The sequence below is a fragment of the Rhizobium sp. AN73 genome (assembly GCF_030757975.1).
GTDB classification, from domain to species: Bacteria; Pseudomonadota; Alphaproteobacteria; order Rhizobiales; family Rhizobiaceae; genus Agrobacterium; species Agrobacterium arsenijevicii.
Genome location: NZ_JARWME010000002.1, coordinates 67,866 through 82,319, shown reverse-complemented (window position 1 = coordinate 82,319; position 14,454 = coordinate 67,866). Strand labels below are relative to the sequence as shown.

The following is a 14,454-nucleotide window of genomic DNA, read 5'->3' as shown; positions in this document are numbered from 1 at the left end:
CAGACCTTGAAAGGTTGAGCATGGACGATACCGGCGAACAGACATTGCGGGAACGGGCGTATGAAAGCTTTACGCATCACCTTCTCTCGCGCGACGTTCGTCCGGGGCAGTTCATCTCGCAACGCCGCCTCGTGGAATTGACCGGTTTGCCGCTAGGGGCGATCCGGGAAGCAATTCCACGGCTGGAGGCGGAAGGTCTGATCAAGACCGTGCCGCAGCGCGGGTTGCAGGTTGCCCATATCGACATCAACCTCATCCGCGAAGCGTTCCAGTTCCGTATCTTTCTCGAAAAGGAGGCCGTGGCGCTCTTTACCCGTTCGGCCTCCGACGAGACCATCGCCAAGCTGTTGAAACAGCACCGCGATATTGCCGAAGCGGCTGAAAAAGGCGGGGAATCGCCGGAACTGGACCAGCACGCGCAGCAGGTGGACTGGGGCATGCACGATGCCTTTATCGACGCGCTCGGCAATTCGATCATCTCGAATGCCTACCGCGTCAATTCCATCAAGATGCGCCTCATCAATCAGGAGCGCTTTCGCATCGCCGGTCACGTCAAATCGGTGATGAAGGAACATCTCGCCATTCTCGAAGCCATCGAGAAGCGATCCGTCGAAGACGCCGTGGAGCGGCTCACCGCCCATATCCGCAACGCAAGGGACAGGGCGCTGGCGGTGTAGGGCAATTTCGGCAGGGACACAGAGGATCCTGCGCCGGAATTGCAAGAAAATAAGCAACAAGCCGGGGTGAGGAGAATTTCCGGCTAACTGGAGGAGAACTGACATGAAGCATTCATTGCTCAACCCCACGCGTCGCGCCTTTTTGGCAGGCACGGCGGCGCTTGGCGGCAGCGCGGCGCTCGGCATTCGCCCGGCATCGGCGGCGGTGAACTGGAAAAAACACGCCGGCACCACCCTTGAAGTCAACCTCGTCAAAAGCCCGCGCAGCGAAACGCTGATCAAATATCTCGGCGAATTCGAAGCGCTGACCGGCATCAAGGTCAATGCCGAAGCAACGCCTGAACAGCAGCAGCGCCAGAAGGTGGTGATCGAGCTTTCCTCCGGCAAGCCGAGCTTCGATGTGGTGCATCTGAGCTACCACGTTCAGAAGCGCCAGTTCGAAAAGGGCAAGTGGCTGGCCGATATCAGCGGCTTCCTGAAGGACCCGTCGCTGACCGATCCTTCGCTCGTCGAGAAGGACTTCGCCGAAGCCGGCATGCTGTTTGCCAAGGATAGCGACGGCGTGCTGCGCTCGCTGCCCTTCTCGGTGGATTACTGGATTGTCTACTGGAACAAGGAACTGTTTGCGGCGAAGGGCCTGAAATATCCTGAGACCTTCGAGGAACTGGTAGCGGCGGCGGAAAAAATCACCGATCCCGCAACCAACACCTATGGTTTCGTCGCGCGCGGCCTGAAGAACGCCAATACCCCGGTCTGGACCTCGCTGATGCTGGGTTACGGCGCAAAGCCGATCAGCGCGGACGGAAAGATCGACACCGAATCCAAGGAAGCCGTCGAAGCCGCCAAGCTCTATCAGCGCCTGATGACCAAAGCCGCCCCTCCCGGCGTCTCCGGCTTCAACTGGGCGGAAGCGCAGTCTGCCTTCCTGCAGGGCAAGATCGGCATGTGGTTCGATGGCGTCGGTTTTGCGCCGCCAATCGAGAACCCGGAAAAGTCCCGCGTGGTCGGCAAGGTCGGTTACGGCGTCATGCCGAAGGGTCCGGCAACACAGGCCGCCGGCACTTTCGGCGATGGTCTGGGTGTTGTCGAAGCCAGCAGCAAGAAGGAAGCGGCCTATCTCTTCTGCCAATGGGCGATCTCGCACGACATGGGTGCGCGTCTGCTGCAGGCAGGTGCGGGCGTTCCGTTCCGCCAGTCCATCCTCGAAGACCAGAAGGTGCGCGAAGGCGTGAAGATGCCGGCCGCCTGGCTGGATGCGGTTGTCGGTTCCGGCAAGGTCTCGCAGCTTGCCCTGCCCGTCATCATTCCGGTGACGGAATTCCGCGACATCTACGGCGTCGGCCTCACCAACATGATCGGCGGCGCCGACCCGGCAGCCGAACTTAAAAAGGCGACGGAACAGTTCGCACCCGTTCTGGCGCGTAGCGAGGGATAATGGCCTCCGTGAGCATCGAAAACACCAAAACAGGCGTCAGTCGTAGAGAAGGGAGCAAGCCGGCAAGGCTTGCTCCCAACTACTGGCCCTTTGTCATACCGGCACTTGTCGTCATTTCGGCGGTGATCGTTTTTCCATGGGTCTTCACCCTGTGGATGAGCGTGCACCGCTGGACACTCGGACAGGAGCAGAGCTTCATCGGTTTCGAGAATTATATAAGGCTCGCAAGCGATATCAGGTTCTGGGAATCCCTGTGGCACACGCTCATCTATACCGTGCTGTCGGTCGTCGCCCCACTGTTCCTTGGAACATTGGCGGCACTGGTTTTCGATGCGCAATTTCCGCTGCGCGGTTTTCTGCGTGGCGTCTTCGTGATGCCGATGATGGCGACCCCGGTCGCCATCGCGCTCGTCTGGACCATGATGTTCCACCCGCAGCTCGGTGTTCTGAACTATCTTCTGTCCTTGATCGGCATCGGGCCGCTGGAATGGATCTACAACCAATCCACCGTCATTCCCTCGCTTGTACTGGTGGAAACCTGGCAATGGACGCCTCTGGTCATGCTGATCGTGCTCGGCGGTCTCGCTGCCGTACCGCGTGAACCCTATGAGAGCGCCGAAATCGACGGTGCCAACGCCTGGCAGAAGTTCCGTTACCTGACCATGCCGATGATCGCGCCGTTCCTGATGATCGCCGTCATCATCCGCTCCATCGATGCCGTCAAAAGCTTCGACATCATCTATGCGATGACGCAAGGCGGACCCGGCACGGCCTCGGAAACGATCAACATCTACCTCTATAATACGGCGTTTTCCTATTACGACATCGGTTACGGCTCAGCCATGGCCGTCGTCTTCTTCATCATCATCGTGGCGCTGTCCTTCGTACTTTTGATGGTGCGCCAGCGCGCGCAATGGAACGAGATGGAGGACCGCTGATGACCCGCCAATTGCTCAAACGTAAAACCCTCGACCGCATCGGCCTCTTTTTCGTGGCGCTGGTGATGATTTCGCCGGTCATCCTGTTCTTCATGTGGATGATCTCGCTGTCGCTGAAATACGAAATCGACAACGGCGCCTATCCGCCGATCCTCATCCCCGAACGTTTCGCCTGGTCGAACTATGTGAAAGTGTTCGAGGAAAATAATTTCTTCCTCTATTTCTGGAACTCGGTCCTCGTCACCGGTGCCGCCACCATTCTGGCGCTAGTGATCGGTGTGCCCGCCGGTTACGGCATCGCGCGGCTGAAGGCGGAAAAGTCGGCGGTTGTCATCATGATTGCACGCATGACACCCGGCCTCTCCTTCCTCATCCCGCTGTTCCTGCTGTTCCAATGGCTGAACCTGCTCGGCACGCTCTGGCCGCAGATCATCATCCATCTGGTGGTGACGGTCCCTATCGTGGTCTGGATCATGATCGGCTATTTCGAGACCACGCCGAAGGAACTGGAAGAAGCGGCAAGCATCGATGGCGCATCCTCATGGCAGGTGTTCCGGCTGGTGGCGCTGCCGATTGCCAAGCCCGGCATCGTCGTCTCCTTCATTCTGGCGGTCATCTTCTCGTGGAACAACTTCGTGTTCGGCATCGTGCTGGCCAGCCGCGAAACGCGTACCCTGCCGGTTGCGGTCTACAACATGCTGTCCTTTGAACAGGTGAGCTGGGGACCGCTTGCCGCCGCCGCGTTGATCGTGACGCTACCGGTGCTGCTGCTCACCATGTTCGCACAAAAACAGATCGTGGCGGGCCTGACCGCCGGCGCCGTCAAGGGCGGCTGAACCAACCAATTAAAAATACGGGAACATCCACATGGCACCGGTCAATATTCAAAACGTCCAGAAGCGCTTCGGCTCAGTCAACATCATCCACGGCATCGATATCGATATCAAGGATGGCGAATTCGTCGTGCTGGTCGGCCCTTCCGGCTGCGGCAAATCCACCCTGCTACGCATGATTGCGGGCCTGGAAGAAGTGAGCGACGGCGAAATCCACATCGGCACACGCGAGGTCAGCAACCTGCCCGCCCGTGACCGCGATATCGCCATGGTCTTCCAGAACTACGCCCTTTATCCGCACATGACGGTGAAGGACAATATGGGCTTCGCGCTGAAGCTGAAGAAGGTGAGCGCCGACGAAACCAAGGCCAAGGTTGACAAGGCCGCCGCCATTCTGGGGTTGGACAAGCTGCTCGACCGTTATCCGCGCCAGCTTTCCGGCGGCCAGCGCCAGCGTGTCGCCATGGGCCGCGCACTGGTGCGCGATCCGCAGGTCTTCCTGTTCGACGAACCGCTCTCCAACCTCGACGCCAAGCTGCGCGTGCAGATGCGCGGCGAGATCAAGGCCATGCACCAGCGCATCGGCACCACCACCATCTACGTCACCCACGATCAGGTGGAAGCCATGACCATGGCCGACAAGATCGTGGTGCTGCATGATGGCGTGATCGAACAGATCGGCGCGCCGCTCGAGCTTTACGACCGCCCGGCCAACCTTTTCGTCGCCGGCTTCATCGGTTCACCCGCCATGAATTTCATTCGTGGACGCGTCGAAGAAGGGGTGTTCCGCACCGTGAAGGGCTTAAGCCTTCCCCTGCCCACCAACACCGATATTGCCGCACTGGGCGGCCGCGACCTCGTCTATGGCGTGCGCCCGGAACACATCCGCGCGGCAAGCGGCGGTATCGAAGGCCGGGTCGAACTGGTCGAAGGCACCGGCTCGGAAATCTACGCCAAGCTGAACTGCAAGGGCGACGACATCGCCTGCCTGTTCCGCGAACGGCTGGATGTACGGTTTGGCGATACGATCCATATCGCCATCGACCCGGAAATGGTGCATCTCTTCGACAAGGCAAGCGGCAAGCGCATCTGAGATGCATTTCCGGTAAAACAAAAATACAGGGTGGAAAGTATGGAGAGCCAACACGAGAGCCGCAGGCATGTGCTGTGTGTGGGCGCCGCCGTGCTCGACACCCTGTTTCGTGTTCATGACATGCCAAAGGGTGAAGGCAAGGTCCTGCCCTATGAGATGCTGCAGATCGCCGAGGGCATGGCATCCAGCGCAGCCTATGCGGTGCATCGCATGGGCGGCCGCGCCAGCCTTTGGGGTGCGGTGGGTGACGACGAGACCGGCAGCCGCATCCTGCGCGATCTCGCCGAAAGCGGCATCGACACATCAGGCATGACGGTCGCTGCCGGCGCTCGTTCCGCACTCTCGACAATCATAATCGATGATCGTGGCGAGCGACTGATCGTGCCTTTCTACGATCACAGGCTGCACGAGAAGAAGCGCTCCTGCACGCCGGCAGACCTCGCGCCTTTCGACGCCGTTCTGGTGGATGTGCGCTGGCCGGAACTGGCGCTCGATGTTCTTGATGTGGCGCGAGCACTCGGCAAACCCGCCATTCTCGATGGAGACGTCGCGCCTGTCGAAACGCTTGAGAAGCTTGCGCCTGCCGCAACCCACATCGTTTTTTCCGAGCCCGCCGCCGCCCGGCTGACGGGGCTTGAGACCGTGAAAAACATGCTGCCGGTGCTGCACGCCCGCTACCCGCAGACCTTCATCGCCGTCACCGCCGGACCGGCAGGTTGCTACTGGACGGAAGCTGGCGATCCGACCGTGCATTTTCAGGAAACGATGCAGGTCAAGGCGGTGGACACGCTGGCGGCAGGCGATATTTTCCACGGCACCTTCGCGCTTGCAGTTGCCGAAGGCATGGAAAGCCGCTCGGCCATACGGCTCTCCTCCGTTGCCGCCGCACTCAAATGCACCGTCTTCGGCGGCCGCGTCGGCGCACCCTTGAGAGCAGAGGCCGAAGAAGCCATGCGGCAATGGCTGGCACAGGAGCAGGAACCGGCTGAGCGCGCCTCCCGACCGCATACGTTGTCCGCATAAAACTATTCCATTTTTGCGATGCCGTTTCGCTGCGAACTAGGCTAACGTTCGGACAGGCAAAGCTTTTCGGAAGCTGCGCTCGCCCGACACGTCAGCCTTAATTCCGCAAAAGTGACCGACCCGATGCACGAGACGACCCGCCCGAGACTGCGCGATATCGGCTTGCCGCCCGGCCATTTTAAGACCGGCGCACTCAACGCCATTACCGATGTCGAAGGTGTGCTTGTTGGCCACTCCACGGTGATCGAAGGCGATACGATCCGCACCGGCGCGACCGCAATCCTTCCGCACAGCGGCAATCTCTTTCAGGACAAGGTGCCCGCGGGTTTTGCGGTCTATAACGGCTTCGGCAAATTCGCCGGCTCGACCCAGATCGAGGAACTGGGCGAGATAGAAACGCCTGTTATCCTTACCAACACACTCGCGACCGGCAGGGCGATTGAGGCAATCAACCGCCATACGCTGTCGCAGCCGGGCAATGAAAAAGTCGTCTCTATCAACGCCATCGTCGGAGAGACTAACGATTCTCGCCTCAACGATATCCGCGCCGGACGCCCGACCGTCGAGGAAATCTCGGCTGCGCTGAAAAACGCTGATAAAGGCCCGGTGGCCGAAGGTGGCCTTGGCGCCGGAAGCGGCACCGTGGCTTTTGGCATGAAGGGCGGCATCGGAACCGCATCCCGCATCGCCACGATTGCCGGGGAAACCTATACGCTCGGCGTTCTCGTGCAGTCCAATTATGGCGGCCATCTCCTTGTCTGCGGCAAGCCCTATTTGAGCCCCGAGCACAAGGACAAAGACGGTTCCATCGTCATCATTGTCGCAACCGATGCGCCGCTATCGTCGCGCAATCTGAAGCGCTTGGCCGCTAGAAGCTTCGGCGGCCTTGCACGCACAGGCGCGGCACTGAGCAACGGTTCCGGCGACTATGCGCTGGCATTTTCGACCAATGAACGGCTTCGCAAAACATCCGCACGCCGCAAAGCCGTGGCGGATTTCCCCGAGCTTTCCAACGATGCCATTTCGCCGCTGTTCGAGGCCGCTATAGAGGCGACCGAAGAGGCGATCCTCAATTCGCTCTGCGCGGCAGCGACGACAACGGGCTTCAATGCCGGAACCGGCAAGGTCGCAACGGTCGAGGCCATTTCCATCGATACCCTTAAAACCCTTCTTTCAGCCTGACTTTTCCAGACGGAGTTTTCATGACTAGCCAATCCGGTCGCATCGTTTATCTCAACGGCGAATTCCTGCCCGAAGCGGAAGCCCGCCTTTCCATCTTCGACCGCGGCTTCCTGTTCGGCGACGGCATTTATGAAGTCACCTCGGTTCTCGAAGGCAAGCTGATCGACAGCGACCTGCACATGACGCGGCTGGAACGCAGCGCCCGCGAAATCGACGTGCCGCTGCCGGTCACGACCAAGGAAATCGTCGAGGCCGAACGTCGCCTGATTGCCGACAACAACCTTGTCGAAGGCATGATCTACCTGCAGCTGACGCGTGGTGCGGAAGACCGCAACTTCCTGTTCTCCGCTGATCTGAAGCCAACACTGGTCATGTTCACTCAGGCCAAGAAGCTCATCGGCACCCCGGTCGAAGAGGCCGGCATTGCGGTGAAATCCGTTCCCGACCAGCGCTGGGAACGCCGCGATATCAAGACCGTCTGTCTCCTGCCGCAGGTCATGGCAAAACGCATTGCCAAGGCGGAAGGTTGCGACGAGGCGTGGATGATCGAGGATGGTTTCGTGACCGAAGGCGCTTCCTCGACTGCTTATATCGTCACCGCCGATAAAAAAATCATTACTCGTGGCAACAGCAACAAGACCCTGCCCGGCTGCACTCGCCTTGCCGCCCTGCAACTGGCCAAGGAAGCCGGCTTCACGCTGGAGGAACGGCCTTTCACGCTGGAAGAAGCGCTAAACGCTGACGAAGCCTGCCTGACCAGCGCCTCCAACTTCGTGGTTTCTGTGACGAAGATCGACGGCAAGCCGGTGGGCAACGGCAAGCCCGGCCCGATGGTAAGCCGCCTGCGCGCGCTTTACCTCGAAAACGCCCGCCGCACGGCGATCTGAGAACGCCTCAATCTTCGAGAACCGCCCATATTCGCTCGACAACGGGGCGGCGGTTCTCCTTTGAACGGTAAAGCCTGATATCAACGGCAATATCGAAGCTGTGATCGGCGGCGCGAACCAACGTGCCGCTATCCAGCTCATGCCGCATCAGGCTTTCCGGCACCCAGGCGACACCCCAGCCCGCCATCGCCATAGCTTTCAGCCCTACCGACATACTGCCTTCATGCACCCGCTCGAATTTCGGCAGGCGCGCGCTCAGGAGATCGCGCAACAGCGGCCCGAAGAACGATGCTTTTTCGTAATCCAGATAGGCAAAGGGTTTTTTCGCGTTTTCCGTCAGGCTGTGTAAAGGCGAGCCGTTCTCGGTCGGCGCGGAGACCGGGATAATGTTTTCCGCGCCAAGCACCCGGAATTCGAAGGTCTGCGCATCAAGCAGCATCGGCACTTCCGGGTGAGCGTAGGTCAGAAGGAAATCGCTTTGCCCATCCACCAGCGAATTGAGATTTTCCTCCATGCTGCCGGAATCGGGTCGCAGCACCGAAAACAGTGGCCCCGCCGTCTCGTTCACCCGCTTCAGCCAGTCCGGAAAGAAGGTGAAGGACAGCGTATGCAGCGCCGTCAGCCGCACCGTTCTGGCATCCGCACCGTCTTCCTGCAGCAGGGTGCGCCGGGCGTGGTAAAGCTGTTTCAGCGTTTCCTGCGCCACCGGAACGAACTTCACCCCGGCCTCGGTCAGCCGTGAGGGATAGGAGGCGCGGTCGACCAGCGTGGCGCCGACCCAAGCCTCGAGTTGCTTGATCCTGCGGCTGAATGCGGATTGGGTGACATGCCGCTCTTCCGCCGCCTTCGAAAAATTGAGCGTTCCGGCCAGCGCCAGGAAATCCTCAAGCCATTTGACTTCCAAGGGCCTGTTCTCCTCACAAAGATGTTGTCCTAGCCTTCAGCCGGAACATGGGGTCTTTATTAAGAGCAATGGCAGCTGATTGAAACCCTTTTAGGAAACCTCAAGCTGTTGAGGAAACTGCCTGGGCCTTGCTTCCGTCATCCTTGGGCTTGTCCCAAGGATCTAAGCACGTCAACAAAATCAATCGTTTGCAGATCCTCGGGACAGGCCCGAGGATGACGTCGAGTTTGCGGAAAGCGACGGGATCAGTCTCAAACCGTTAGTGGCTTCTCGAATATTCGATCATCCGCGCCCGGCTGGAAACCAGCTCGATCCGGTCGTCACCCAGCCGGTTCAGGCAGATGCGCTTCGTCCACGGCCCATCCGAGAGCGTGAACAGGAAACGGCCATTACCAAGTGCCTTCAAAGGCATGCTGCGGCGCGTAGGGCCGATGCCCATCGTCAGCGTCGAACCGCTGATCGTGAATTCCGCTCCCTCATCCGAGCGCCATGACCCCGAAAGACCATCGGGCACCGCATGGTCGCCGACCGGCAGGAAGCGGCGGGCGGCGTGGCCTGCCTCGCCGACGATCGCATCGCCCTCGAGCTTCAGAAGCATCGGAGAGGATGCGGAGCGCGACGACACCCAGCCATCGGCCACTTCATAAAGCGTGTCGTCGCCATCGATGAAGGTGGAGGTGCTGCCCTTGATCTCCAGCCACCACGGTCCGCTTTCGGTGACGTAGAGGCCTTCCGGCAGGCTGGCGGCGGGTTTGGGCAAAGGCAGACCTGTCAGGGTCGCCATGCTTTCCAGCGCGATCTTGAAGCCGTTGGTATCCTCGCGGTTAGACACCACGACGAAGCCCGTGCCGTTTTCCGGATCGAGCAGGAAGTAAGTTTTGTATCCCGGGTGTGAACCGCCGTGACCGACGAAACGTCTGTCACCGAGATGCGACCAGCGCAGGCCGAGACCATATTCACTCATCCGTCCATCGGCGAGTGGCCGCTCGGTGGAAAGTCCGTCCAGAACGCCTTCAAAGCTGCCCTCACCGCGCATCAGGCCCTGCAGCCAGCGGGTCAACGCTTCGGCACTGCCGGCAAGACTGCCCGACGCGGAAATATGTAGGCCGGCTGCCGAAAGCTGCCAGTTGCTTTCCGCCTTCCAGTAGCCGGGTACCAATCCATCAACCGGATCGTTCCAGACATCCGGCGCCTTCAGGAAAACACCGAACGGACCGGCAATTTGCGCCTGCACGAAATCATCGAAACGGAAACCATGGCGCTCCAGCGCCGCCTCCACAAGACGATAGCCGGTATTCGAATAGGAAACCTCGCTGCCGACCGGAAAGTTCAGTCGGTTCAACCGCGACAGATAGTCGAGAAGCGGCCCCGCCTTCGTTTCGGTGTAGACGGAAAGGCCAAGCAGAGAGAGGCACTCGCGCGTATCCGGCAGGCCGCCGCTCATATCCAGCGCCTGCCCGACAGTGACGTCGCGGAGCGGCGATTGCAGCTCCGGCAGATGCTTGCCGAGCGGGTCGTCAAGCCCGATCAGATCGGAATGGGCAAGCACCATGGCGCAGAAGGCATGTTTGGTGACGGAGGCATAACGTACCACGCTTTTCGGCGTAAACGGTGCGAAGGTGGAAAGGCTTTCGACGCCGCCCGCATGGGCAAACCGGATGCCGCCGAGATCGAAACCAATCACCGCCCCGCCCGGCTCGTTGCCCGCCCATTGCGAGACAAAGCTCTCGGCAAGCGTTGAAGCGGCGTTCCAGTCGAGTTGCTGTGACATTGTTCGGTCTCGTGTCTTTGTTTCGACGCCGATAGCCTCGACGTCACCGCTTGTTTCTTCTCCCCGCCGGGGAGAAGGTGGCCCGAAGGGTCGGATGAGGGGGCAACGTTGCCGGATTTCGGAGAGCTTGCCCCCTCATCCCGCTGCCGCGACCTTCTCCCCGGCGGGGAGAAGAAGCGAGCGGCACCCACTCGATCCATACGCAACGTCGGTTAGGCGACCCGACCTCAGGCCGGCTCTTCCAGCCGGATGCTCAGGCTGCGCAGCTCTTCCGTATGCGGATGTTTGATGCGGCCGTCGCGCAGATCGCCCGCGCTCAGCTGTTCAACCATGTCTCCATTCAGCATCACGCCCACCTGCGGGCAAAGATGCGCAATAACCGCGAGATTGTGGCTGACGAGAATATAGGTGAGATTGCGCGCCGCACGCAGATCCTGCAACAGGTTCAGGATTTCCGCCTGCACCGAAACGTCGAGTGCCGAGGTCGGCTCATCGAGCAGCAGAACCTCAGGGTCGGCGATCAGGGCGCGTGCGATGGCGACACGCTGGCGCTGGCCGCCGGAGAGCTGATGCGGAAAACGGAAACGCACCGCCTGCGGCAGGGCCACGTCAGACAAAGCCTGCTGGATGCGTTTTTCGATATTGTCCATGCCGTGAACCAGCGGCAATTCGCTGAGAATGCGGTCGATGGTCTGGCGCGGATGCAGCGAACCATAGGGGTCCTGAAACACCATCTGCACCTGCCGGAAGAATTCCGGCGTGCGTTTCAACGGTGCGTCCTTGCCGGCAAAGGCGATGCGGCCTTCCCAGCTTTCATTGAGACCGGCCATGGCGCGCAGGATGGTGGACTTGCCCGAGCCGCTTTCGCCGACGATGCCGAAGCTGCCGCCCTTTTCAACAGAAAAGGACACGCCCTTCACCACTTCACGGTCGCCGAACTTGATACGGAGATTGTCGACGTCGATCATTGGCTGGACCACGCTGCATCACGGTTGAGAACGGGAAGACGCTCGCGCGGATGCGTCAGCGAGGGGATGCAGTTCAAAAGTCCCTGCGTGTAAGGATGCTGGGCTTTCAGGAGTTCGGAAGCCTTCAGCTCCTCCATCACCCGGCCGGAATACATGACAGCGACGCGGTCGCAAAAATGCGAGACGAGCGGCAGATCGTGGCTGATGAGGATGAGACCCATGCCGCGTTCCGACACCAGTTCCTCGATCAGCCGCAGAATTTCCGCCTGCACCGTGGCGTCGAGAGCGCTCGTCGGTTCGTCGGCGATCAGAAGCTCGGGATCGGGCGCCAGCATCATGGCGATCATGACACGCTGGCCCATGCCGCCGGAAACCTCATGCGCGTAGGACGAGGCGACCTGGCGCGGATTGCGGATCTTCACCTGATCGAGCAGGGCGATTGCCGCTTCCATGGACGCACGCTTGCTGCCGCCCTTGTGGGCGCGCCAGGCTTCCGCGATCTGTGCGCCCATGGTCTTGACCGGGTTCAGCGAATATTTCGGGTCCTGAAGGATAAAACCCGCGCGCTTGCCACGAATCTGGCGCATCTGCCTTTCGCTGGCGGAGAGCACATCGATACCGTCGAAGGAGAGCTTGTCGGCCCTGATATCGGCATTGGAGGGCAGAAGTTTCATCAGCGCGCGCGCCGTGAGGCTCTTGCCCGAACCGGATTCACCGACGATGCCGAGCTTTTCGGTTCCAAGCTTCATGGAAACACCGCGCACCGCCTCGAAACGGCTGGTGCGGGTCTGGAATGCGATCTTCAGATTTTCGATTTCGACCAGCATGGCTCAATGTCCCTTCGGGTCGAGCACGTCGCGCAGACCATCGCCAAGGAAGTTGAAGGCGAGCGAAACGAGGAAGATGGCGATGCCCGGAATGGTGGCGACCCACCATTGTTCGAAGATGAAGCGCTTGGCGGTGGCGATCATCGCGCCCCATTCCGGCGACGGCGGTTGCGCGCCCATGCCGAGGAAGCCGAGGCTGGCGGCGGTGATGATGATCGAGCTCATGTCGAGCGTGATGCGCACGATAAGGCTTGGCACGCAGAGCGGCGCGATATGGCGGGCAATGATGCGCCAGGCGGAAGCACCCGTCAGCCGGTAGGCCGCAACGAAATCGCTGCCACGAACCGTCATGGTTTCGGCGCGCGCAAGACGCGCATAGGGCGGCCATGCGGTAAGCGCGATGGCGAGAATGGCGCTTTCGACGCCCGGCTTCAGCGCCGCAACGAAGGCCAGCGCCAGGATGAGGCGCGGGAACGCCAGAAACACATCCGTCACCCGCATCAGCACCGTATCGACGATACCGCCGAAATAACCGGCGATGCAGCCGATGGCGAGGCCGATCGGCGCAACGAGAACAACGACGGCAATGACCATGCCGAGCGTGACGCGACCGCCGTAAAGAATGCGCGAAAGAATATCGCGGCCCAGCTCATCCGTGCCGAACCAGTGTACTGCGCTCGGAAAGGCAAGGCGGTTGCCGAGGTTCTGCGCGGCGGGATCGTAAGGTGCGATGGCGGGAGCCAGCAGCGACAGCGCGATGAAGACGAGAATGATGGTCAGACCGACCACCGCCAGCGGATTGGACTTGAGGTTCAGCCAGATGCGGTACCGATTTCCCCAGGCAGCCTGCCTGCGGGAATGCGGCGTCTCATCCAGCGCCCAGTTTCTGAAATTAGCTAACATCATCGAACGCGGGGATCCATTACTCGGTAAAGTACGTCTGCAAGCAGGTTGAGGCCGACATAGATCAGGCCGATCAACAGGGTTGCTCCGACGACGGGGTTCATGTCCGCGTTCATGAGCGAGACGGTGAGGTATTGGCCAAGGCCCGGCCAGCTGAAGACGGTTTCCGTCACCACCGCACCTTCGAGAAGGCCGGCATAGGTGAGCGCGATAACCGTGACGAGCTGCACGGCAACCGTCGGGAAGGCATGCCCCCAGATGACGGTCATCGCCGAAAGCCCCTTGGCGCGGGCAGTGATGACATATTCGCCCTTCAGCGCATCGATCATGAAGGCGCGCGTCATGCGGGTAACATAGGCCATGCTGAAATAGGCAAGGATACAGACGGGCTGCACCATATGGGCAAGCGCATCGTAAAAGGCGCCCCAGTCACCGGCGAGCAGCGTATCGACCGTCATCAGACCGGTGACCTGCGTGATCATGCCGTCATAGATGATGTCCTGCCGGCCCGGTCCGGGTGCAATGCCGAGTGTGGCGTAAAACACCAGGAGCGAAATCAGCGCCAGCATGAAAACGGGCACGGAATGGCCGGCAAGGCAGACGACGCGGATGACCTGATCCGTCAGCTTGCCCTGTTTGACAGCGGCCCAGACACCGAGCGGAATGCCGATCAGGGCAGCGAGAATGAGTGCTGCCGTGGCAAGTTCGAAGGTGGCAGGAAAGACGCGGGTAATATCCACCCAGACCGGATTGCGGGTCAGGATGGAATTACCGAAATCGCCGTGCAGGACCTGCGAGACATAATGGAAAAACTGCACGACCAGCGGCTGGTCGAGGCCCATTTCGGCACGCACGCGCACGATGACGTCTTCAGGCGCATTGTCGCCGACCGCCGCGATGACGGGATCGACGGGCATGACGCGCCCGATCATGAAGGTGATGATCATCAAACCGAACAGCGTCAGAATGACGCTGCTCAGTGTCGACGATATGCTTTTGATGCGCTTGTTCAA

At 60.3% G+C, this 14,454-nt stretch carries 14 protein-coding genes; 8 read left to right on the top strand and 6 right to left on the bottom strand.

Annotated features, from left to right (window positions below; all coding sequences use genetic code 11):
- The first annotated feature begins 20 nt into the window (after positions 1–20).
- The 8 genes from RBH10_RS10240 (at position 21) to RBH10_RS10205 (ending at position 8,068) form a co-directional block, all read left to right on the top strand.
- A complete protein-coding gene (locus tag RBH10_RS10240; RefSeq protein WP_020810419.1) occupies positions 21–677 on the top strand; it encodes a GntR family transcriptional regulator in 657 nt (218 codons plus the stop codon).
- Positions 678–780: 103 nt separating this feature from the next.
- A complete protein-coding gene (locus RBH10_RS10235) occupies positions 781–2,112 on the top strand; it encodes an ABC transporter substrate-binding protein (protein ID WP_281037291.1) in 1,332 nt (443 codons plus the stop codon).
- Positions 2,112–3,050 carry a carbohydrate ABC transporter permease gene (locus RBH10_RS10230; protein ID WP_045017820.1) on the top strand — a complete coding sequence of 313 codons (939 nt, stop codon included), beginning with the start codon at positions 2,112–2,114 and terminating at the stop codon, positions 3,048–3,050. The genes RBH10_RS10235 and RBH10_RS10230 overlap by 1 nt, the downstream gene beginning before the upstream one ends.
- The gene (locus RBH10_RS10225) at positions 3,050–3,886 is read left to right on the top strand and encodes a carbohydrate ABC transporter permease (protein WP_020810416.1); all 837 of its coding nucleotides are present in this window, start codon (positions 3,050–3,052) and stop codon (positions 3,884–3,886) included. The genes RBH10_RS10230 and RBH10_RS10225 overlap by 1 nt, the downstream gene beginning before the upstream one ends.
- A gap of 31 nt (positions 3,887–3,917) precedes the next feature.
- On the top strand, positions 3,918–4,976 hold the full coding sequence (locus tag RBH10_RS10220; RefSeq protein WP_281037292.1) for an ABC transporter ATP-binding protein: 1,059 nt from the start codon (positions 3,918–3,920) through the stop codon (positions 4,974–4,976).
- Between the two features lie 39 nt (positions 4,977–5,015).
- Positions 5,016–5,999: a sugar kinase gene (locus tag RBH10_RS10215; RefSeq protein ID WP_281037293.1), complete on the top strand. Its 984-nt coding sequence runs from the start codon at positions 5,016–5,018 to the stop codon at positions 5,997–5,999.
- 123 nt (positions 6,000–6,122) lie between these two features.
- Complete coding sequence (locus RBH10_RS10210; RefSeq protein ID WP_281037294.1) at positions 6,123–7,181, top strand: P1 family peptidase; 1,059 nt, start codon at positions 6,123–6,125, stop codon at positions 7,179–7,181.
- 20 nt (positions 7,182–7,201) lie between these two features.
- A complete protein-coding gene (locus RBH10_RS10205; protein WP_281037295.1) occupies positions 7,202–8,068 on the top strand; it encodes a D-amino-acid transaminase in 867 nt (288 codons plus the stop codon).
- A 7-nt stretch (positions 8,069–8,075) separates the two neighbouring features.
- On the opposite strand, the gene RBH10_RS10200 is transcribed toward RBH10_RS10205, so the two are convergent.
- From RBH10_RS10200 to RBH10_RS10175, 6 genes are all read right to left on the bottom strand, one after another.
- Positions 8,076–8,972 (bottom strand): LysR substrate-binding domain-containing protein, encoded by an 897-nt coding sequence (locus tag RBH10_RS10200; protein ID WP_281037296.1) that lies wholly within the window; start codon positions 8,970–8,972, stop codon positions 8,076–8,078.
- A 259-nt stretch (positions 8,973–9,231) separates the two neighbouring features.
- Positions 9,232–10,743 carry a serine hydrolase gene (locus RBH10_RS10195; RefSeq protein WP_281037297.1) on the bottom strand — a complete coding sequence of 504 codons (1,512 nt, stop codon included), beginning with the start codon at positions 10,741–10,743 and terminating at the stop codon, positions 9,232–9,234.
- Positions 10,744–10,970: 227 nt separating this feature from the next.
- The gene (locus RBH10_RS10190) at positions 10,971–11,711 is read right to left on the bottom strand and encodes an ABC transporter ATP-binding protein (RefSeq protein ID WP_281037298.1); all 741 of its coding nucleotides are present in this window, start codon (positions 11,709–11,711) and stop codon (positions 10,971–10,973) included.
- Positions 11,708–12,538, bottom strand: coding sequence for an ABC transporter ATP-binding protein (locus tag RBH10_RS10185; RefSeq protein ID WP_281037299.1), 831 nt, complete (start codon positions 12,536–12,538; stop codon positions 11,708–11,710). Before RBH10_RS10185 ends, RBH10_RS10190 begins: the two co-directional genes overlap by 4 nt.
- Positions 12,539–12,541: 3 nt before the next feature.
- The gene (locus RBH10_RS10180; protein WP_281037300.1) at positions 12,542–13,444 is read right to left on the bottom strand and encodes an ABC transporter permease; all 903 of its coding nucleotides are present in this window, start codon (positions 13,442–13,444) and stop codon (positions 12,542–12,544) included.
- A complete protein-coding gene (locus RBH10_RS10175) occupies positions 13,441–14,454 on the bottom strand; it encodes an ABC transporter permease (RefSeq protein WP_045017852.1) in 1,014 nt (337 codons plus the stop codon). The genes RBH10_RS10180 and RBH10_RS10175 overlap by 4 nt, the downstream gene beginning before the upstream one ends.